Genomic DNA, 17,064 nt, shown 5'->3' with positions numbered 1-17,064 from the left:
CGATGAGCGAGATCAGCTTCGACGACTTCATGGCCGTGGATATCCGCGTCGGCACCATCACTCGCGCGGAAGATTTCCCCGAAGCGCGCAAACCCGCGATCAAGCTTTGGGTCGATTTCGGGGCCGAGATTGGCGAGAAAAAATCCTCGGCTCAGATCACGGCCCATTACACGCCTGAGCGCCTTGTGGGCAAACAGGTCATGGGGGTGGTGAATTTCCCTCCGCGTCAGATCGGGCCGGTACGCTCGGAAGTGCTGATCCTTGGGCTCCATGACGCGGACGGCGGGATTGTGTTGGTGGGGCCGGATCAAGGCGTCACGAATGGAGAGCGCCTTTGCTGAGCCTCCTGATTTCCCGCCGCTTGCCTGAAACCGTCATGGCCGACGCAGAGGCACGGTTTGACGTGACCTGTCGCACGACGACGCAACCGATGGACCACGCCGAATGCGTGGCGGCTCTGCGCGATTACGACCTGATCCTGCCGAGCCTTGGGGATGCCTTTCAGGCCCCCGCCTTTGAGGCCGCCGGAAAGCCCCGCGCAAAGGTGCTGGCGAACTTCGGGGTGGGCTATAACCATATCGACGTGGATGCAGCCCGTGCGGCGGGCGTGGCGGTATCCAACACGCCGGGCGCGGTGACCGATGCGACCGCTGACATTGCCCTGACGCTGATCCTGATGACGGCACGGCGCGCGGGCGAAGGCGAACGGATGGTGCGCGCGGGCGCCTGGGACGGGTGGCATCCAGTGCAAATGCTGGGGATGCACTTTAGCGGCAAGACCGTGTGCATTGTCGGCATGGGCCGGATTGGGCAAGCGATTTCGCGGCGCTGCCACTTTGGGTTCGGCTGCCGGATCGTCTATGTGAACCGGTCTGAAAAGCAGATGGATTTCCCGGCGGAACAGATGCCGATGGCGGAGGCTTTGGCCCTGGCCGACGTGGTGGTTCTGGCCACGCCCGGCGGCGCACAGACGCGGCACCTGATGGGGGCGGCGCAGTTTGCGGCGATGAAGCCTTCCGGGGTGCTGGTGAATATCTCTCGCGGGGATGTGGTGGATGAGGCGGCGCTGATTGCCGCGTTGGAAGCCGGGAAGATCGCGGGCGCGGGCCTGGATGTGTATGAACATGAGCCGCTGGTGCCCGACGCCCTGCGGGCGATGGAGAACGTGACGCTGTTGCCGCATCTGGGCACGGCGGCGCTGGAAGTGCGCGAAGATATGGGCCGTATGGCGCTGGATAATGTGATTGCCGTGGCCGAGGGCCGGGCTGCGCCCAACGCCGTGTAACGCGCCCCTCGTCGAGCCCTTTCAGGCTCTCCTCGCAGCTGTCTCAATTCGCCGCGCAGGTGCTGTCTTGGCCGGAGCCGCAGGTCCATCGGGCCATGCAGCCGTCAAAGCTGAGGTCAGCGAAATATCCCTGCCGCGCCGAACCGCGCCATCCCCACCCAGGGCAGGGCTTTCAGGCCAATCCTAATTGCCCGGTGCATCACCAATCGCTTCGCGGAAATGTTTGCGGCACAGGCTGATGTAGCGGTCATTGCCGCCCACCTCGATCTGCGCGCCCTCGGCCACGGCGTCGCCATTCTCATCGACGCGGATCACCATGTTGGCCTTTTTGCCACAGTGGCAGATTGTGCGGACCTCTCGCATTTCGTCGGCCAGCGCCAAAAGGGCGGCGGAACCGGGGAAAAGCTCTCCCCTGAAATCGACGCGCAAGCCGTAGGCCATGACGGGCACGCCCAGATCATCCACGGCGCGGGCCAGTTGCCAAACCTGCTCTCGGGTCATCCATTGGGCCTCGTCGATCAGCACGCAGGCGCAGGGGCCGGTTTCCAGACGCGCCCGGATCTTGGCAAATAAATCATCGGCTTGGGTGTAGGTATCGGCTTCGGCCTCGATCCCGATGCGCGACCCGATCTTGCCCATACCCGCGCGATCGTCGAAATTCGCGGTTAACAGATAGGTTTGCATGCCCCGTTCAATATAATTGTAGGAGGCTTGCAACAGCAGGGTCGATTTGCCCGCGTTCATGGTGGAGTAGTTAAAATATAGCTTGGCCATTCCCGTGGTTTGGCCCAAGTCACGAGCGCTGGCAAGACGTTGACGGGTGACCCGAAAGCGGGTTCTGTTAACGGGACGAAAAGGATTGGTCGAGTATGAGTGGTACGGACAACATTACGGCGCGTGGATACCTGAAGCGCCACACCGAGCGTTTGATCAAGGATGTAGGCTACGCGGCGGCGTGTGAGTTGACCGGGCGGTCCAAGGCGACGCTGGGGCGCTATTTCTCGGAGTCCGATGAACATGCGGATCGTTTCATGCCCGTGGATGCCGTGGCCGCGCTTGAGGCCGCGTCGAGCTTTCCCCACGTCACAGCGGCGCTGGCCGAGCTGAACGGCGGGCAGATGTCTTACGGGTCGGACCGCCGCAACGAGGTGCGCGGCGACAACATGGGCAGCGTGAATAACAACGTGATTGCGCTGAGCCAGAAGTTCGCGGTGCTGATGGCAGAGTATCAGCGATCCATAGAGGACGGCGTGATTTCGGTGAATGAGACCCGGCGCTTGCTGGAAGAAACGCTGGAACTTCAGAAGGTTCTGGTAGAGATGAAGCTACGCCTGGAGGCCGACAGCCGCGCCTGATCGCGCTACTGCGGCGGATCGGCCTGCACGATCCGTGACCAATGCTTGTCTAGGGAAAAGGCCCATTCTTCGGGGTGTGCCTTAACCAACCGTTCCAATTCGGAAACCCAGACCTGCGTGGCTTGCGGCACGTCGCCTGTGGGCACGGTGGCGTCCCCCAGGATCAAGGAAATGCCGCCGCCCGCGTCTTGGGTGACCATGGCCGGAACCAGCGGTGCGCCGGCCTTGGCGGCAAAGCGCGTGGGCCAGCCGCCGTAGCCCACAGGCTGGCCAAACGCCTCGACTCGGACCACGTCGTTTTCCTTGTCGTAGGCGGTTAGCGGGGCCTTCTGGATGCGGTCCACGGTGCCGACCACGATCTTGCCCGCCTTCAACGCTTTCAGGATGCTGCGCGCCACTTTGGCCGGTTCTTCGTTGCGGGCGTCCAGAAAATCACCATCAACCTGCGCGTAAAGCGCCTTTTGCGCCTCGGCCCGGCTGGCGTTTCGGGTCAGGCTGACGACCGCCAGAATGTCGTAGGATTGGGCCAAACAGCGCGTCATGGCGAGGGAGGCGTGCAGATGCGGCAGCGCCAGAAAGAGGCCGCCGTTGGCCAGATAGGCGTCAAGCCGCTCTTTGTCGGGAATGGTTAACGCGCCGTCGAGCGTCGCGCCGAAACCGTGGCGCACCTGTTCCGTCATATCGGTGCCCGCGATAAATCTGCGCACGAAGCCGTGGAACAAATTGGCAGAGGATGGGCTGCCTGCGTGGCGGGCCAGCGCCTTCATCGTGGGGCGCACAAGGTTGCCGGGAAGCGCGTAGGCGACCCACAAGATCCCGCCGAAAATACCGTAGGCCGCGCGCCTGACGGGGGCCGGACGGCGGGCGATCCAGCCTGACACTTTGTCATAAACCGCAAAGGTCCGATCTTTGGTGGCAGCGAAGCCCATGACGCCCCTTCAGCCCGCCTGTGCGACCTTCTGCAAGATCACCGACCCCACCGAATAGCCCGCCCCGAACGAGCAGATCAGGCCCGTGTCACCGGCTTCCATGTCATTGGAGTATTTGGAAAAAGCGATGATCGACCCGGCGGAAGAGGTGTTGGCGTAGTCTTGCAGGATATTGGGCTGCTCGCCGTCTTCCGGCACCCTGCCTAGAACCTTTTTGCCAATGTAATCATTCATCGTCTTGTTGGCCTGATGCAGCCAAAGACGCTTCAAATCATCGGCGGTAACGCCCTCGGCCTCCATATGCTCGGCGATATGTTTCGAGACCATCGGCAACACTTCCTTAAACACTTTGCGCCCATTCTGCATGAACTGCATGTCGCGGCGGTCGTCCATCTGGCCTTCGCGGGTGCGGCGCAGGAATCCGTTGTTGTTGCGGATGTTGTTGGAAAACTCGGTGGCGCAGCGGGTGGATTTGATGGCAAAGTAGCTGCCGGTGGCAAGGTCGGACCGCTCGATCAACACGGCGGTGGCGACGTCGCCAAAGATGAAGTGACAATCGCGGTCGCGCCATTCCAGATGGGCGGAGCATATCTCGGGGTTCACCACCAACGCCCGATTGATGGAGCCTGAACGGATCATATCGGCCGCGGCCTGTATCCCAAACGTGGCCGAGGAACAGGCGACGTTCATGTCGAAGCCAAAGCCGCCGGTGCCCAGAAGCTGTTGTATCTCGATCGCGATCGCGGGGTAGGCGCGTTCGTGGTTGGAGGCGGCGCAAATCACCAGATCCACGTCCGCCGCCGCAACGCCGGCCATATCCAGCGCCTTTTGGCAGGCATCCACGCCCATTTCGGCCATCACGCCGGGCGCATCATCTTCGCGGGCGGGTAGCCAGGGGTGCATCACCTCCGGATCTAGAAGGCCAGATTTATCAAGGACATAGCGGCTCTCGATGCCCGAGGCCGCGAGGATGAAATCGCTAGAGGAATGGGCCATCGCGGTGGCCTCGCCCGACGCAATGGCATCGGCATGTTCCGCGTTCCAGCGGTCGGCGTAGGCGTTGAAGGCCACGACGAGTTCGTCATTGGAAATGCTCAACTCCGGGGTGAAAACCCCGGATCCTGTGATGGCTGGTTCAAACATGTCGCTCTCCCGATCCGGTCTGTTTTCTTGGCCCCTAAGGTGCCGCGTCGTCAAGGTTTACGCAGGGGCGTGGCAGACGGCTTCGATGTTGTTGCCGTCCATATCAAGCACGAACGCGCCGTAGTAATCAGCGTGATAATGGGGCCGCAGGCCGGGCGGGCCGTTGCAGGTGCCGCCCGCCGCGAGGGCGGCTTCGTGGAAGGCATCGACCTGCGCGCGCGATTGCGCGGTGAAGGCGAAATGCAGGGGCGGGACTTGCGCGGGGCCTTGGTTAATCCAGAACTGCGGGCGGTCTTGGCCGAACCCGCCGACCGCCACGCCACCGGTGTGCTCGGCCGGGACGGTGAACAGATAGGACGACCCAAGAGGCGCGAGAGCGGCGGAATAGAACGCTTTGGCAGCGTCAAAATCTGAAGTGCTGATCCCGGAATGGTCAATCATCGCAGGTCCTTACCTATGTTGGTCGATCAAGATGATATTGCCGTCGGGGTCTCGGGTGACAAAGCTGGCGGGACCCTCGGCGTCGCCTAATTCCTGCTCGATGGGGTGCCCGGCGTCGGCGACAACCTGCTTGATGGCACGGACATCGTCGAAGTCCGCCACAGGCTGCGCGTCTTGGTCCCAACCGGGGTTGAAGGTCAGCATGTTGCCTTCAAACATGCCTTGGAACAGGCCAATCAACGTCTCGCCGTTTTTCATGATCAGGTAGCCGTGGTCCGCATTGCCGCCCATCGGCGAAAATCCGAGGGTCTGGTAAAACGCTTGTGAAGCGGCCAGATCTTTCACCGATAGGGATACGGAAAATGCTCCGATTTTCATCACTTTTCTCCTGAAATTATAGCGTCAGGTTACGGCAAACGGGGCGTGGTGCAACGGGGAACCCCGCCTATGGGGGCGCGCCGCGGTTGACTTGAGGCCCGGAATAGCCACCTTGAGCGCCAAATATTCAGAAGGTTGAGCAGCATGGCCTCCCCTCCCAGACCTCCCGGCGCCTTTGCCGGGTTCGAGTTCCTGATCGCATGGCGCTACTTGCGCGCGCGGCGCACCGACGGGGGCGTGTCGGCAATGACGTGGATCAGCTTCATCGGCATCGCTCTGGCGGTGATGGCCTTGATCGCCACGCTGTCGGTGCGGGCGGGGTTTCGGCACGAATTCGTCGGCACGATTCTGGGGGCGAACCCCCATGTGGCGGTCTATGACATCGCGGAAATGACCGATGCGGGGCAGCTGGAACGGTCCTTGGAAGACTACGATGCGGTGGCCGAAGCGGTACGCGGCGTGGACGGCGTGACCCATGCGGCGGCGGTGGTGCGGGGGCAGGTGCTCTCAAGCTACCGGGGGCGCAATTCTGCCGTGGAAGTCATCGGCATCGCGCCCGAGGATTTGGCGCTGATCCCCCTGGTGGCAGAGCCGGAATACCGCCAAGGATTGCTGAGCAATTTTGGCGAGGAAACCCAGATCACCCCGGAAGTGGAGGGCGCTTTGCCGATGCCCGGCGGGCCGGGCATTGCCATCGGGTCGGGCGTGGCACGGGAATTGGGGGCCAATGTGGGCGACCGCATTCGCCTGATCTCGCCCGATGGGGCGCGCACGCCGTTCGGCACCTCGCCAAGGGTCAGCACTTACGAGGTCGTTTACATCTTCCAAGTGGGCCGTTGGGACATTGACCGCACGCGGGTTTACCTGCCGTTTGAGGAAGCGCAGACTTACTTCAACCGCGACGGCGTGGCCGATGAAGTGCAGGTGACCGTGGCCGAGCCAGAGCAGATTTCGCAATATGTTTTGCCGCTGCTGCAAGCGGGCGGGGATATTCAGATTTGGACGTGGGAGGACAGCTCGGGCGCGTTTCTGAGGGCGTTGCAGATGGAGGACAACATCATGTTCATCATCCTCTCGATCCTCGTGCTGATTGCGACGATGAACATCGTGTCGGGCCTCATCATGCTGGTAAAAAACAAGTCCAGAGACATCGGAATTCTGCGCACCATCGGGTTGAGCGAGGGAAGCATCCTGCGGGTGTTCTTCATCTGCGGATCAGCCATCGGCGTGGCGGGGACCATCGCGGGTGTGGCGTTGGGTTGCGCCTTTGCGATCTGGATCGACCCGATTTTCAGCTTCGTGAACTACGTGGCAGGCGGCGGCGTCTGGGACCCGTCGGTGCGGATGATCTCGGCCTTGCCCGCGCGGTTGGAGGGGGGCGACGTGCTGACGGCCATGGCGCTGTCGCTGGGGTTGAGCTTTGTGGTGACGATCTTTCCGGCACGCAGAGCGGCCCGGATGAACCCGGTGGAGGCACTGCGTTATGAGTGATGGTGTGAGCGCTCCGGCGTTGATCCTGGACGGGATCGAGAAGGCGTATAACCACGGTAAACCCAATGAAATCAACGTGCTACGCGGCGCCTCGGCCCGGATTGAGCGCGGAGAGATCGTGGGGCTCATCGCGCCATCGGGGGCGGGGAAATCCACGCTTCTGCAAATCGCGGGGCTGCTCGATAGCGCCGATGCGGGACGGGTAGAGATTGGCGGGCAGGTGGTCACCGGCGCGTCGGACCGGGCGCGGACAACGGCGCGGCGCGGGCAGGTGGGGTTTGTGTATCAGTTCCACCATCTGTTGCCGGAGTTCTCGGCGGTGGAAAACATCGTGCTGCCGCAGTTGGCCCACGGGGTGAGCGGCGCGGAGGCGGAAGCGAGGGCCCTGGATTTGCTGGCGCGCGTGGGCATGGGCGCGCGGGCGGCCCATCGCCCCGGAGAACTGTCGGGCGGAGAGCAGCAAAGGGTCGCGTTCTGCCGATCCTTGGCCAATGCGCCCGCATTGATGCTGGCCGATGAGCCGACGGGAAACCTGGACCCGGCGACCTCGGACACGGTGTTTGACGTGTTGATGGAACTGGTACGGGGCACGGGGCTTTCGGCGTTGATCGCGACCCACAACCACGAATTGGCCGGGCGCATGGACCGGGTCTTGCGGTTGGAAGATGGGGTTTTGGTTCCGGCGTGAGGCGGCGTTAAGTGTTTTTTATGCGCGGCTGAAGCCGCGTGGGGGGCGCTGCCCCCACCCTGATTTTGCAAGCAAAAACAGGGTTCCCCCGGGATATTTCAAGAACGAGGAAAGGGCCCGGTCGCGCGAGTTGGCGGCGGGGTGATTGGGGATGCTCAAGGTGGTGTCATGCCCGACCGAGGGGGACGGCGTAGGTAAGCGGCGCCGCTTGGAGACGGCAGGAGTAACCTTTCGGCGTTACCCGAAAGGCAGATCAAAGCGCGTTGGTCCGGGCCGGGATCACCTGCGCCCAATGAGGGGGCGGTCTGGGGCGATGCGGCCGATGCCTGTGCAGGTGCGCAGGGCCTGTCGGGGCCCCATGCGGTGATAGCTATCGGCAGTATGTATAGGGTGGTTTCGAGGGGTGTTGCGCGAAACGGCGCAGGTGCGCGCGGTGGGTCAGGGCGCGGCCTGGGCGAAGAGGGAGAGGATGGCGTCAATGGAGGGCGCGCGGCGGTCCTCTGATTCCATCAGGACTTCGTGCTCGCCGCCGTCGATGCTGAGGTAGCTGCCATTGGGCCAGCTGGCCATGCGGGTTTTGACGGCGTCGATATCGACGACCCTTTCTCCGGTGCCGACGATGGCGATGGTGGGCAGGTCCAGAGCGGGCATCGCCATCAGGGTCGAGGTTTCCTGAATAGCCGCCTTCACCCAAGTCAGGGAGGGGCCCCCCAGGGCCAGATCGGGATGGGCATCGGTTTGACGGGACATATAGTCAAACTGGTCGCGGTCCGTGGTCAGGGTGTTGTTTTCAAACACCAATGGCGCCCAGGGCCCCGTCGTGGGAGCGAAGGTCTTGCCAAAGCCCAAGGGGCCGGAGAGGGCCATGATCGCGGGCGACAGGGTCTTGAGCAGCGGTGACATTTGCAGGCCCCACATCGGCCCGGTAAAGGCCGCAGCCACCACGGGCAAGCCATCGTAGAGGGCGCGAAGGCCGATGCAGCCGCCCATGGAGTGGCCGATCAGGAACCAGGGTTTCGGCAGGTCCATGGGCGCAAGCGCTTCGAGAAAGGCGGCGACGTCCTGGCGGTATTCATCGAAGCTGAGCACATGGCCCATGTCGCGGCGGTGGGCGGGGCGGTCGGCCAGCCCTTGGCCGCGCCAGTCGAAAGCGACCATACCGTAGCCTTCAGCCGCCAAGTCGCTGGCAAGGCGGCCATATTTCTCGATATATTCGGTGCGGCCCGGGAACATCAGGACCGTGCCACGGGCGCCGTTGGGCCATACGCCCATGCGCAACCGCGTGCCGTCACGCGCCGTCACCCACCACGCTTTCACGCCTGCGGGCCCTTCGGCCACGGCGTCGAAATACGGCGCCTCGGAGATCGGGGGCGTCGCGGTGGGGACGGGCATGTCGCGCATTAGCTTAGCGCGGAGCCGAGTTTCATGGCGGTGCCCATGTCCCCGTCCAGTTGCAGCTTGCCGGACATGAAGGCCGAGGTGGCGTTCAGCTCGCCGGACATGATGTCCTGGAAAACGTCGGCATCGGCGGAGAGGGTGACCTCGGCCTCGTCGCTGTCGTCTGCGGCGCGGACGCTCGCACCGTCCACGATCAAAGCGCCTTCGCCTTCGATCACGAACTTTGCCGTACCGTCGAAGTCGGTGCCTTCCATCTTGGTGCTGAGGGCCGCAACAGCGGCGTCGATAATTGCATTGCTCATGGAACCTGTCCCCTTGTTTCCCTATCCCTGCACGAAACTGTCAACTTGATCTAGTATTGCCCGCAAGGAATGCTACGTTTTGATCATGACGATTCCGCGACCCTTCATCAACGCCGCCGTTGCGGCACTTTTCTGCGGGATTTCCGTAGTTGCGCTGACGCCCTCGATCGGGATGGCGCAATCCACGGCGGATGACTTCCTCGATCGGCTTGCCGACCCGGAGTTGCGCAATTGGGATGTGGTGGAGGCCGACCTGTATGAGCGTTGGCAATTGTCCGGCTCGGCCAGTGCGGACTACTTGCTGCGTCGGGGTCTGGCCGCGATGGAGGCCGAGGATTACGCCGCCGCCTACGATCATCTGACTGCGCTGACCGACCACGCGCCGGAATTTGCCGAAGGGTGGAACGCCCGCGCCACGATGTTCTTCGAGCAGCAGATGTTTGGCCCCGCCATTGCCGACATCCAGCGTGTTCTGGCGTTGGAGCCGCGCCATTTCGGGGCGTTGGCGGGCCTTGGCGTGATGCTGGAAGACATGGGCAACACGGAAGCGGCGCTGGCCGCCTATGAAGCGGCCCATGGGCTTCATCCCAATCAACCCGATATCCGGCGGCTGCTGGACGGGTTGCGAGTGCAGCTAGAAGGCGAGGCGCTGTAGCAGGCGCCCGGTCCGGGGGAATTTGACGTGCGCGCTCCATCCCGCATTGCGGCCATCCTTGGCCCGACGAACACCGGCAAGACCCATTATGCGATAGAACGGATGCTGGCCCATCGGACCGGCGTGATCGGTCTGCCGCTGCGGCTTTTGGCGCGGGAAGTTTACGATAAGGTTGTGGCGTTGAAGGGCCCCTCGGTCGTGGCTTTGGTCACGGGGGAAGAGCGGATCGTGCCACCGCGCGCGGCCTATTGGGTCTGCACGGTGGAGGCGATGCCCACGGGCAATGGCGCGGATTTTCTGGCGATTGATGAGATCCAGCTCTGCGCCGACCCCGAGAGGGGCCATGTCTTTACCGACCGCTTGCTGCATGCGCGCGGCCTGCACGAGACGCTGTTCATGGGCGCTGGCACCATGCGCAACGCCATCGCAGAACTGATCCCCCATTGCGAATTCATGCATCGGGAGCGTTTTTCACAGCTTGTGTATGCCGGTTCGAAAAAGCTAAGTCGAATGCCCGGAAGATCGGCTATCGTGGGTTTTTCGGTTGAGAATCTATATGCCACGGCAGAGCTTCTGCGCCGCCAGAAGGGCGGGGCCGCGGTTGTCATGGGGGCGTTATCCCCACGGACGCGCAACGCGCAGGTGGAGTTGTACCAGAACGGCGACGTGGATGTTTTGGTGGCGACCGATGCGATTGGGATGGGCCTGAACCTTGATATCAAGCACGTCGCGTTCAGTGGGTTGCGCAAGTTTGATGGCCGCAAAATGCGTGAGCTTTGGCCCAATGAATTGGCCCAGATCGCGGGCCGGGCAGGGCGGCACACCCAAGACGGCAGCTTTGGGGTAACGGGCGAAGCGCCGCCGCTGGACGAGGGACTAGCGGATGCGATCATGAACCACCGTTTCGCGCCTGTGCGCAAACTGATGTGGCGCAATTCGGACCTCGAGTTCGGCAGCGCCGAGCGGTTGGTGGCCAGTCTTGAACAGCGCACCGATGACGACTGGCTGACCCGCGCTAGAGAGGCCGACGACGTCCGGACGCTCAAGACTCTGATGGCGCGGCCCGATATTGCGCAACGCCTGGGCGACGCGCGTGCCGTGAAACTGCTATGGGACGTCTGTAATATCCCCGATTTCCGGGGCATCAGCCATGCTGAGCATGCCGACCTTCTGGGCCGGATATTCGAGTTTCTGCACGACAAGCGCCGCGTACCTGACGATTGGCTGTCGCGTCAGGTGAAGCGGATTGATCGTTCGGAAGGCGATATTGATACCCTGTCAAAACGATTGGCATATATCCGCACATGGACCTATGTCGCGCAGCGTACGGGGTGGGTAGACGATGAAAGTCATTGGCGCGGGGCGACTCGTGCCGTAGAAGACCGCCTGTCGGACGCGTTACACAACGCGCTGACGCTTAGATTTGTCGATCGGCGGACGAGTGTGCTCCTCCGGCGATTGAAGCAGAGGGAGAGCCTTGTGGCCGAAGTGAACGAGAATGGTGAAGTCAGCGTCGAGGGGCAAGTCCTTGGCCGTATTGAGGGCTTCCGTTTCCGCATGGATGAAACCGCTACCGCCGATGAGGCGAAGACGCTGCAAAGCGCTGCGATGGCGGCCTTGCGGCCCGAGTTCCATCTGCGGGCCGACCGCATGTATAATGCGCCGGACACCGAATTTGACCTGACCGAGCAAGGTGGCCTGATGTGGGGCGACATGGCGGTGGGCAAGCTGGTGAAAGGGGCCGAGGCCCTGAAACCTGTGGCCGAGGCCTTCGTTGACGATGACGCCGGCGCCGAGGTTGTGCAGAAGGTCCAGCGCCGTTTGCAGCATTTCATCGACCGTCGCATTGCGGCACAGTTTGAGCCGCTTCTGGCCATGTCCCGCGACGAGGCCGTGACCGGCCTTGCCCGCGGCGTCGCGTTCCAGCTTCTGGAAGGGTTCGGCATCGTGCCTCGGGGCGAAATTGCCGACGATATCAAGGCCTTGGATCAAGAATCTCGCAGCCTTCTGCGCAAGCATGGCGTGCGTTTTGGCCAGTACACGATCTTCCTGCCGCTTCTGCTGAAGCCCGCGCCGACCCGGTTGCGGTTGGTCCTGTGGGGGCTGTCGCAAGATTTCGATATGTTCCCCGACAGCCCGCCGCCGGGCTTGGTGACGATCCCCACGGTGCCCGATGCGCCCAAGGGTCATGCCACGATGGCAGGCTATTTTGAGGCCGGCAGCCGCGCGATCCGTGTGGATATGCTGGAGCGTCTGGCCGATATGCTGCGCAACGAAAACAGCCGCGCCGGGTTTGAAGCCAATCCCGATATGCTCTCGATCTCGGGGCTGACGTTGGAGCAATTCGCCGATCTGATGGGCGGTTTGGGCTACAAGGGTGAACGCGCGGAGCGCGCCAAGGTCAAAGCCGCGCCAGCGGCGGAGGCCAAACCCGCAGAGGAGGCGTCAGCCGAGGAAGCGCCTGCGACAGCAGAGCCCGAAAGCGAGCCCGCGGCGACGCACGCGCCTGAGACGATGGACGAGGATCTTGTCGGCGATCTTGGTGGCGTCGAAGCGCCAACGGGCCTCGAAGAGGCAGAGAAGCCGGAACAAGCGCCCGCCGAGACGCCAGCCGAGATGCCCGCCGAGATGCCCGCCGAGATGGAAGTGTATTACACCTTCACCTGGGCCCCCCGTGGGCGCGGCAACGCCCGCCCCCGTCGGAATGACGGCGAGCAGGGCGGTCGTTCGGAAGGTGGGCAAGGCAAGCGCAATGACCGGGGCGGCAAGCGTCCCTCGGGCAAAGGCGCGCCGGGCAAGCATCGCGGGCAGGGCAAGGGCGGCAATCGTCCGCCGCGCGAAGACAAGCCGAAGACCTATTCGGCCCGTCCCGAGAAATCCAACAAGGTGGACCCCGACAACCCCTTCGCGGTTCTTGCAGCGTTGAAAGACAAGTCATAACCGAGGCGGCCCAAAACGGCCCCGCGCCGAAAGACCGCTTGGACAAATGGCTGTGGCAGGCCCGGTTCTTCAAGACCCGGAGCCTTGCCGCCCGCCAGGTTTCCGACGGGCATGTTCGGGTGAACGCAGTGAAGGTCACCAAAACCTCGACCCAGGTAACACCGGGCGATGTGCTGACCTTTGCCCAAGCTCGCCAAATCCGCATCGTGAAGATCGAGGCATTGGCCAAGCGCCGAGGTCCCGCAACCGAAGCGCAGGCCCTATACACTGATCTTACCCCAGAGGCCGAGCCCGTCGCTCCACGCGTCGGCCCCCGACCCACCAAAAAGGACCGTCGCGATATGGACGCTTTCCGCGACGAAGACCCGTAAGACGCCTTGGAATACGGCGCGAAGCGCCATAGCTACCACATATACGTGAAGTGGCATCCCGCCGCGTTGCATCCCCTTGATCTCTGCCTTAGCAGACCCGCAATTAACGCCGAACTAACCGCCGAAAGCCCGCCCATGACCTATATCGTCAACGATGCCTGCATCGCCTGCAAATACACCGACTGCGTCGAAGTCTGCCCGGTGGATTGCTTCTACGAGGGCGAAAACATGCTGGTGATTCACCCCGACGAATGTATCGACTGCGGCGTCTGCGAGCCCGAATGTCCCGCCGACGCGATCCGCCCCGATACGGAGCCGGACATGGACAAATGGGTGGAGTTCAACCGCAAGTATTCCGAGATGTGGCCGGTGATCATCACCAAGAAGGATCCGCTGCCCGATGCCGAAGAGATGGACGGCAAGCCCGGCAAGATGGAGCTTTTCTCGGAGAAACCCGGAGAGGGCGGCTAAACCCCGATTCGCCCTCTTTGGCGATGGGTGAGGGTCGCTGACCTTCGTCCGAACCTTCAGATTTTTAAGGGCTTTACGGGCGCTGCACTGCGGCACGCTTTAAATGTGGCCCGATTCGTGCTATATTCCTTGTAGGAAGAGATGTGACTGACCGCCGACGCACGCCAGAAGGGCTGCGTTTTTATCAGCCGACCGAAACATTGCTCTGACGGAAAGCGCCGATTTTCACCGATCGAGCGTTCCGCCAGATTTTTGACGACTGCCCTAGCCCGATTGGGTCAAGGCTTCCCAGCCCGCAAGGGCCTTGAGTAAGGAATATCGCATGACAAAAGCCCGCAAAACGCTCGACTTCAGCCCCAACGATTACGTTGTCTACCCCGCCCATGGCGTGGGCCAGATCATCAAGATTGAAGAGCAAGAAGTCGCCGGGCTTAATCTGGAACTGTTCGTGATCTCGTTCGAGAAGGACAAGATGACCCTGCGCGTTCCCACAGCCAAGGCAACCGAAGTGGGCATGCGCCCCTTGTCGGACCCGGCGGTTGTGTCCAAAGCGCTGGAAACCCTGAAAGGTAAGGCCCGCGTGAAACGCGCGATGTGGTCGCGCCGGGCGCAGGAGTACGAGCAAAAGATCAACTCGGGCGACCTCATTGCCATTGCCGAAGTGGTGCGCGACTTGCACCGCGCCGACGACCAACGCGAGCAAAGCTATTCCGAGCGTCAGCTTTATGAAGCCGCGATCGAGCGTTTGACCCGCGAATTGGCTGTCGTGAAAGGCATCGACGAAGCGGGCGCCGGCGCCCAATTGATCGAAGTGCTGTCCAAACGCGTCGCCGCCGCTTGATCGCAAAGTGCCAACGCGGCGAGCGGAATACCGCTCATTTTCAACGCGTTAGCGCCTAGCTACGGAAAACCTGACCCGTCGCGACCTCGCGGCGGGTTTTTCTTTGTGGTAATGGAACCTATGATCGACGCATCGCGTTAACACCGGGAATGGTTCCGTATACGGGAATCGCTCCCCTCTTTGAAAGGAAGACCCCTCATGAGAAAGTTCATCGCTCCCGTACTTTTGGTTGCTGCAACTGCAATCAGCGCTTGTCAGCCGCTGTCCCCGCAGGATCGTTCCAACCTTGGCCTCGTCGGCGGCGCAGGCGCTGGCCTTCTTGTGGCATCTGCATTTGATGCAAACCCTGCCTGGACCGTGGGCGCGACCCTTGCCGGTGCCGCAATTGGTACGCAGGTTGCGCGTAACACTCAGACCGGTCAGTGCGCCTATTCCAACGGCGACGGCACTTACTACGTTGCGCCTTGCTGATCTGAGCGCTTAGCTAAGAAGCGCGACGCAGGCCATCAGGGCGGCAAGCTCGGCCAGAACCTGCGTCGCGCCCAAAACATCCCCGGTTTGCCCGCCGATTTTGGCGTGGGCCACCCAGACCACGACGCCGGCGGCGCAAGCCGCCGCCCACCCGGCCACGAGCCCCGCGATGATCCCCGTCGCAATGAATGCCCCCCCCAACGCGCAAGCCCCCCCAAGCCATACGGCTCCCATGGGCGGTCGTCCCACATGGGCTGCCAAACCGCCCTCTCGGGCGAAGGGCAGACGCGCCATGACCAGCGCCATGGCCGCGCGGCTCAGCATTGCTCCGGCAACCAATGCCAAAGGGGCCACCGCCAGCAGGGCCGCGAATAGGGCCCACCGCAGACCAATCGCCACGATGAGCGCCAAAACCCCGTACGCCCCGATACGACTGTCCTTCAAGATGTCGAGCCGCCGGTCCCGGGTCATCCCGCCCCAAAACCCATCGGCGCAATCGGCCAGACCATCTTCGTGCAACCCACCGATCAACAGCATGCCCGTCGCAATCGCCAACCCCGCCGCAACGCTTGCAGGTAGGCCGAGCGCCAGGGCGATAATCCCCACGAACACCTGCCCCAAAGCCACCAGAGCCCCCACCAAAGGCCAGGCCCAGGCGGCCTCGGCCGCGCGCGTGCCATCGGCGCCCGGCACGGGCACACGGGTCAGTAGCTGCGCGGCCCGGATCACATCGCGAGGCTCGAAGCTTCGGGGGGCAGGGGGCGTGTCGGTTTCAGGCATCAACTGGACCTTTCTGCCGCAGGGCGCGCACGGCTTAATACGCTACATATCAACCCGACACTGCCACGCAAGAGAGCCCATTGATGACATCCCCTACCACACTTGCCGAATTCCACGCAGCCCTCGCCGCCGCCACGGGCCCCGACACGGCCGCCCTCGCTGCCGCGCAAGATCGCAACGGCCAGCTCACCAAACCCCCCGGTGCCCTTGGCCGGCTAGAGGATCTGGCCCTTTGGTACGCGTCATGGCGCAAAGACGCCCGCCCGCAGATCACCGCTCCTCAAGTGCTTGTTTTCGCTGGAAACCACGGCGTTGCGGTCCGCGGTGTCAGCGCCTTTCCCCCCGAAGTCACGGTGCAAATGGTCGCCAACTTCGCCCATGGCGGCGCGGCGATTAACCAACTCTCCGCCCTGGCCGGGGCAACAATGTCCGTTCACCCGATTGACCTCGACACCCCCACCGCCGACTTCACCCAAGGCCCCGCCATGTCCGAGGCCGAGGTGATGGAAGCCCTCAACACCGGCTGGGACGCCCTCAACCCAGCCTCCGACCTTCTTGTCGTTGGCGAAATGGGCATCGGCAACACCACTTCTGCCGCCGCCATCGCCCATGCCCTCTTCGGTGGCGCGCCCGAGGATTGGACAGGCCGCGGCACCGGCGTTGACGATGCCGGCATTGCCCTGAAGTCCAAAGTTGTGGCCGATGGCCTCGCCGCAAACCCTCAAGCCGCCGATGATCCCCTGCAAGCCCTGCGCTGCTTGGGTGGGCGCGAAGTGGCCGCCATGGCGGGCGCCATCGCCCATGCCCGCATCCTGCATATCCCCGTCATTCTCGATGGTTTCATTTGCACCGCCGCCGCCGCGACGCTGGCCCAAGCCGTGCCCGGAGCGCTTGATCACGCCGTTGCAGGCCATGGCTCCGCTGAACAAGCCCACGGGCGCATGCTCAAACACCTCGACAAAGCGCCCCTGCTCGACCTGAACCTCCGGCTCGGCGAAGGCTCCGGCGCGGCGCTCGCTATCCAGATCCTGCGCGGCGCCATTGCCTGCCACTCCGGCATGGCCACCTTCGCCGAGGCTGGCGTGGCCGGGGGCTAATCCCGTCCCCCAAGCCTCTCAGAAGGCC

General features: G+C 63.0%; 20 protein-coding genes. 12 read left to right on the top strand and 8 right to left on the bottom strand.

Annotation, left to right across the window (positions count from 1 at the left end):
• Window positions 1-2: 2 nt before the first annotated feature.
• Both AADW23_RS17565 and AADW23_RS17560 read left to right on the top strand, forming a co-directional pair.
• On the top strand, window positions 3-341 hold the full coding sequence (locus AADW23_RS17565) for a tRNA-binding protein (RefSeq protein WP_341862240.1): 339 nt from the start codon (window positions 3-5) through the stop codon (window positions 339-341).
• Window positions 335-1,285 carry a D-glycerate dehydrogenase gene (locus AADW23_RS17560; RefSeq protein WP_341862239.1) on the top strand — a complete coding sequence of 317 codons (951 nt, stop codon included), beginning with the start codon at window positions 335-337 and terminating at the stop codon, window positions 1,283-1,285. Before AADW23_RS17565 ends, AADW23_RS17560 begins: the two co-directional genes overlap by 7 nt.
• A 183-nt stretch (window positions 1,286-1,468) precedes the next feature.
• Here the strand turns inward: AADW23_RS17560 and AADW23_RS17555 are convergent, their stop codons facing one another.
• Window positions 1,469-2,059 carry a thymidine kinase gene (locus AADW23_RS17555; protein WP_341862238.1) on the bottom strand — a complete coding sequence of 197 codons (591 nt, stop codon included), beginning with the start codon at window positions 2,057-2,059 and terminating at the stop codon, window positions 1,469-1,471.
• Window positions 2,060-2,154: 95 nt separating this feature from the next.
• On the opposite strand from AADW23_RS17555, the gene AADW23_RS17550 reads away from it, so the two are divergent.
• Entirely contained in the window at window positions 2,155-2,640 is a 486-nt protein-coding gene (locus AADW23_RS17550; RefSeq protein ID WP_341862237.1) for a hypothetical protein, read from the top strand.
• A 5-nt stretch (window positions 2,641-2,645) separates the two neighbouring features.
• Here AADW23_RS17550 and AADW23_RS17545 read toward each other — a convergent pair whose 3' ends face one another.
• Genes AADW23_RS17545 through AADW23_RS17530 form a run of 4 tightly spaced genes read right to left on the bottom strand, consistent with a single transcriptional unit; the run spans window position 2,646 to window position 5,531 of the window.
• Window positions 2,646-3,569 carry a hypothetical protein gene (locus AADW23_RS17545; protein ID WP_341862236.1) on the bottom strand — a complete coding sequence of 308 codons (924 nt, stop codon included), beginning with the start codon at window positions 3,567-3,569 and terminating at the stop codon, window positions 2,646-2,648.
• A gap of 9 nt (window positions 3,570-3,578) precedes the next feature.
• Window positions 3,579-4,712 carry a beta-ketoacyl-ACP synthase III gene (locus AADW23_RS17540; protein WP_341862235.1) on the bottom strand — a complete coding sequence of 378 codons (1,134 nt, stop codon included), beginning with the start codon at window positions 4,710-4,712 and terminating at the stop codon, window positions 3,579-3,581.
• A gap of 57 nt (window positions 4,713-4,769) precedes the next feature.
• On the bottom strand, window positions 4,770-5,153 hold the full coding sequence (locus AADW23_RS17535) for a VOC family protein (RefSeq protein ID WP_341862234.1): 384 nt from the start codon (window positions 5,151-5,153) through the stop codon (window positions 4,770-4,772).
• Window positions 5,154-5,162: 9 nt separating this feature from the next.
• Window positions 5,163-5,531 (bottom strand): VOC family protein, encoded by a 369-nt coding sequence (locus tag AADW23_RS17530; protein WP_341862233.1) that lies wholly within the window; start codon window positions 5,529-5,531, stop codon window positions 5,163-5,165.
• 144 nt (window positions 5,532-5,675) lie between these two features.
• On the opposite strand from AADW23_RS17530, the gene AADW23_RS17525 reads away from it, so the two are divergent.
• Together AADW23_RS17525 and AADW23_RS17520 are read left to right on the top strand one after the other, a co-directional pair.
• Complete coding sequence (locus AADW23_RS17525; protein WP_341862232.1) at window positions 5,676-7,022, top strand: ABC transporter permease; 1,347 nt, start codon at window positions 5,676-5,678, stop codon at window positions 7,020-7,022.
• Window positions 7,015-7,710 carry an ABC transporter ATP-binding protein gene (locus AADW23_RS17520; protein ID WP_341862231.1) on the top strand — a complete coding sequence of 232 codons (696 nt, stop codon included), beginning with the start codon at window positions 7,015-7,017 and terminating at the stop codon, window positions 7,708-7,710. The genes AADW23_RS17525 and AADW23_RS17520 overlap by 8 nt, the downstream gene beginning before the upstream one ends.
• 438 nt (window positions 7,711-8,148) lie before the next feature.
• Here AADW23_RS17520 and AADW23_RS17515 read toward each other — a convergent pair whose 3' ends face one another.
• Window positions 8,149-9,102 carry an alpha/beta hydrolase gene (locus tag AADW23_RS17515; RefSeq protein WP_341862230.1) on the bottom strand — a complete coding sequence of 318 codons (954 nt, stop codon included), beginning with the start codon at window positions 9,100-9,102 and terminating at the stop codon, window positions 8,149-8,151.
• 8 nt (window positions 9,103-9,110) lie between these two features.
• Entirely contained in the window at window positions 9,111-9,410 is a 300-nt protein-coding gene (locus tag AADW23_RS17510; protein ID WP_341862229.1) for an SCP2 sterol-binding domain-containing protein, read from the bottom strand.
• A gap of 85 nt (window positions 9,411-9,495) precedes the next feature.
• On the opposite strand from AADW23_RS17510, the gene AADW23_RS17505 reads away from it, so the two are divergent.
• From AADW23_RS17505 to AADW23_RS17480, 6 genes are all read left to right on the top strand, one after another.
• Window positions 9,496-10,065, top strand: coding sequence for a tetratricopeptide repeat protein (locus tag AADW23_RS17505; protein ID WP_341862228.1), 570 nt, complete (start codon window positions 9,496-9,498; stop codon window positions 10,063-10,065).
• Window positions 10,066-10,092: 27 nt separating this feature from the next.
• Window positions 10,093-13,005: a helicase-related protein gene (locus tag AADW23_RS17500; protein ID WP_341862227.1), complete on the top strand. Its 2,913-nt coding sequence runs from the start codon at window positions 10,093-10,095 to the stop codon at window positions 13,003-13,005.
• A 38-nt stretch (window positions 13,006-13,043) separates the two neighbouring features.
• On the top strand, window positions 13,044-13,376 hold the full coding sequence (locus AADW23_RS17495; protein ID WP_341862226.1) for an RNA-binding S4 domain-containing protein: 333 nt from the start codon (window positions 13,044-13,046) through the stop codon (window positions 13,374-13,376).
• A 135-nt stretch (window positions 13,377-13,511) separates the two neighbouring features.
• Window positions 13,512-13,847 (top strand): ferredoxin FdxA, encoded by a 336-nt coding sequence (gene fdxA / locus AADW23_RS17490; protein ID WP_341862225.1) that lies wholly within the window; start codon window positions 13,512-13,514, stop codon window positions 13,845-13,847.
• Window positions 13,848-14,169: 322 nt separating this feature from the next.
• The gene (locus tag AADW23_RS17485; protein WP_341862224.1) at window positions 14,170-14,688 is read left to right on the top strand and encodes a CarD family transcriptional regulator; all 519 of its coding nucleotides are present in this window, start codon (window positions 14,170-14,172) and stop codon (window positions 14,686-14,688) included.
• Between the two features lie 198 nt (window positions 14,689-14,886).
• Window positions 14,887-15,159 carry a glycine zipper 2TM domain-containing protein gene (locus AADW23_RS17480; protein ID WP_341862223.1) on the top strand — a complete coding sequence of 91 codons (273 nt, stop codon included), beginning with the start codon at window positions 14,887-14,889 and terminating at the stop codon, window positions 15,157-15,159.
• A 9-nt stretch (window positions 15,160-15,168) separates the two neighbouring features.
• Here AADW23_RS17480 and AADW23_RS17475 read toward each other — a convergent pair whose 3' ends face one another.
• Window positions 15,169-15,939 carry an adenosylcobinamide-GDP ribazoletransferase gene (locus AADW23_RS17475; protein ID WP_341862222.1) on the bottom strand — a complete coding sequence of 257 codons (771 nt, stop codon included), beginning with the start codon at window positions 15,937-15,939 and terminating at the stop codon, window positions 15,169-15,171.
• Window positions 15,940-16,022: 83 nt separating this feature from the next.
• Between AADW23_RS17475 and cobT the strand changes: the two genes are divergently transcribed.
• Window positions 16,023-17,036 (top strand): nicotinate-nucleotide--dimethylbenzimidazole phosphoribosyltransferase, encoded by a 1,014-nt coding sequence (gene cobT / locus AADW23_RS17470; protein WP_341862221.1) that lies wholly within the window; start codon window positions 16,023-16,025, stop codon window positions 17,034-17,036.
• The last annotated feature ends 28 nt before the right edge of the window (window positions 17,037-17,064 follow it).

It is taken from the genome of Gymnodinialimonas sp. 57CJ19 (assembly GCF_038396845.1).
Classification (GTDB): Bacteria; Pseudomonadota; Alphaproteobacteria; order Rhodobacterales; family Rhodobacteraceae; genus Gymnodinialimonas.
Note: the sequence above shows the minus strand (reverse complement) of the source record. Positions and strands in the feature narration are given on the sequence as shown.

Bases quoted from the DNA above. Each gene is read 5' to 3' on its own strand.
- AADW23_RS17565 (WP_341862240.1), top strand. From the start codon at position 3: ATGAGCGAGATCAGCTTCGACGACTTCATGGCCGTGGATATCCGCGTC.
- AADW23_RS17555 (WP_341862238.1), bottom strand. From the start codon at position 2,059: ATGGCCAAGCTATATTTTAACTACTCCACCATGAACGCGGGCAAATCG.
- AADW23_RS17550 (WP_341862237.1), top strand. From the start codon at position 2,155: ATGAGTGGTACGGACAACATTACGGCGCGTGGATACCTGAAGCGCCAC.
- AADW23_RS17545 (WP_341862236.1), bottom strand. From the start codon at position 3,569: ATGGGCTTCGCTGCCACCAAAGATCGGACCTTTGCGGTTTATGACAAA.
- AADW23_RS17540 (WP_341862235.1), bottom strand. From the start codon at position 4,712: ATGTTTGAACCAGCCATCACAGGATCCGGGGTTTTCACCCCGGAGTTG.
- AADW23_RS17535 (WP_341862234.1), bottom strand. From the start codon at position 5,153: ATGATTGACCATTCCGGGATCAGCACTTCAGATTTTGACGCTGCCAAA.
- AADW23_RS17530 (WP_341862233.1), bottom strand. From the start codon at position 5,531: ATGAAAATCGGAGCATTTTCCGTATCCCTATCGGTGAAAGATCTGGCC.
- AADW23_RS17525 (WP_341862232.1), top strand. From the start codon at position 5,676: ATGGCCTCCCCTCCCAGACCTCCCGGCGCCTTTGCCGGGTTCGAGTTC.
- AADW23_RS17520 (WP_341862231.1), top strand. From the start codon at position 7,015: ATGAGTGATGGTGTGAGCGCTCCGGCGTTGATCCTGGACGGGATCGAG.
- AADW23_RS17515 (WP_341862230.1), bottom strand. From the start codon at position 9,102: ATGCCCGTCCCCACCGCGACGCCCCCGATCTCCGAGGCGCCGTATTTC.
- AADW23_RS17510 (WP_341862229.1), bottom strand. From the start codon at position 9,410: ATGAGCAATGCAATTATCGACGCCGCTGTTGCGGCCCTCAGCACCAAG.
- AADW23_RS17505 (WP_341862228.1), top strand. From the start codon at position 9,496: ATGACGATTCCGCGACCCTTCATCAACGCCGCCGTTGCGGCACTTTTC.
- fdxA (WP_341862225.1), top strand. From the start codon at position 13,512: ATGACCTATATCGTCAACGATGCCTGCATCGCCTGCAAATACACCGAC.
- AADW23_RS17485 (WP_341862224.1), top strand. From the start codon at position 14,170: ATGACAAAAGCCCGCAAAACGCTCGACTTCAGCCCCAACGATTACGTT.
- AADW23_RS17480 (WP_341862223.1), top strand. From the start codon at position 14,887: ATGAGAAAGTTCATCGCTCCCGTACTTTTGGTTGCTGCAACTGCAATC.
- AADW23_RS17475 (WP_341862222.1), bottom strand. From the start codon at position 15,939: ATGCCTGAAACCGACACGCCCCCTGCCCCCCGAAGCTTCGAGCCTCGC.
- cobT (WP_341862221.1), top strand. From the start codon at position 16,023: ATGACATCCCCTACCACACTTGCCGAATTCCACGCAGCCCTCGCCGCC.